The sequence below is a fragment of the Moorena sp. SIO4A1 genome, assembly GCF_010672065.1.
Classification (GTDB): Bacteria; Cyanobacteriota; Cyanobacteriia; order Cyanobacteriales; family Coleofasciculaceae; genus Moorena.
In genome coordinates this window covers 1-1,583 of the sequence record NZ_JAAHHX010000612.1, presented here as the reverse complement: position 1 = coordinate 1,583, position 1,583 = coordinate 1, and the positions used below count along the sequence as shown (strand labels likewise).

At 45.4% G+C, this 1,583-nt stretch carries 1 protein-coding gene and 1 pseudogene; both read right to left on the bottom strand.

Annotation, left to right across the window (positions count from 1 at the left end):
• A pseudogene (locus F6K53_RS41195) lies at positions 1 to 430 on the bottom strand (gamma-glutamyl-phosphate reductase); the annotation flags it as partial.
• Positions 431 to 1,206: 776 nt separating this feature from the next.
• Positions 1,207 to 1,341, bottom strand: a complete 135-nt coding sequence (locus F6K53_RS41190; protein ID WP_293086095.1) for a hypothetical protein — start codon at positions 1,339 to 1,341, stop codon at positions 1,207 to 1,209.
• Positions 1,342 to 1,583: the final 242 nt, after the last annotated feature.

The window sequence follows — 1,583 nt, the reverse complement described above, 5'->3', positions numbered from 1 at the left end:
TAATCGCAAGAGAGGTAATTTGAATTAAGGCATCGGGACGAGCTTCAAAGATAACCCCTAAAACTCCTAAGGAACAAGTGACTCGTTTGAGGATTAGTCCTTGATCCAGTTCTCGATGAATTTGGACGTTGCCTACAGGATCACCAAGGTTGCCCACATCTCGCACTCCCTGAATAGCCCCCTTGAGCTTCGTTTCGTTCAACTTCAGGCGATTATAAAGGGCTTTAGGAATGTTATCCGCCTCAGCCGCTTGGCAGTCTGCAGCATTCGCCGCTAGGATTTCCGGTGCTGCAGCTTCCAAGGCTTGGGCTATTGCCTCAATAGCTTCATTTTTAGCCTTTGTTGAGAGAACGGCTAACTTTTGTGCAGCTTGACGGGTTTTTTGAGCGATCGCACTTAGGGGTATGGATGCAAGTGGTGTAGCTGTCATGGTTTTGATTTTGGAGGCAATACCAATACGTGATCAGAAGTGTAGCAAATTGATGCTCCCACAGGGTGCAGGCCCTGGTATTCTTGGGTATTCTTGCTTGCCCCAAAGCCCCATCATTGGCTAAACCATAACTTATACATCAGGTTAACTCTTTGGTTAACGTTGGGAAAACGCGATCGCATACAGCCGCTGTGGATAGTAGTAAATAGCTTACGCAATTCAGCCATCGATACCCCTTAGTTGGTCGAGCTGTGATCTAACAGCAACAGACTCAGGGGTTATTTTTTTTGGAACAGTTCAAAAGCGTTTCCGGGCTAGATACTAATTGCCTGACCTGTTACCAGCTCGCCTTACCCTGAAGTTATACCATTGGTTAACTCTTTGGTTAACGTTGGGAAAACGCGATCGCATACAGCCGCTGTGGATAGTAGTAAATAGCTTACGCAATTCAGCCATCGATACCCCTTAGTTGGTCGAGCTGTGATCTAACAGCAACAGACTCAGGGGTTATTTTTTTTTGAACAGCTCAAAGGCTTGTCCCAGCTAAATACTAGTTGTCTAACATCTGAGCAACTGGTCTTACCCTGAAGTTATACCATTAGTTAACTCTTTGGTTAACCTTGGGAAAACCTGTACGCATACAGCCGCTGTGGATAGTAGTAAATAGCTTACGCAATTCAGTCATCGATACCCCTTAATTCCTCTGTCTGTGATCTAAGAGCAAGACAGGGGTATTTTTTTGGTGTAACAGCTCAAAAGCGTTTCCCGGCTACATACTAGTTGTCTGAGGTCTGAGCAACTGGTCTTACCGTGAAGTTATACCATTGGTTAACTCTTTGGTTAACCTTCCGAAAACGCGATCGCATACAGCCGCTGTGGATAGTAGTAAATAGCTTACGCAATTCAGCCATGGACACCCCTTAGTTGGTCGATCTGTGAGATCACAGCAAGACACTCAGGGGGTATTTTTTTGGAACTGATTTGCTGATGGCGGAATAGCCAACACCTCTTCGGGATTAGCCCTTCAGTTTAGCCATCATTTCTGCTTCATTCCAGTAGGACAAAACCTGTTGAATCTTACCGTCATCATTGATTTCAAAAACACTGATGCCTTCAGCAGTAGCCTCACGACCATTCTTAGCAGACACCTGCA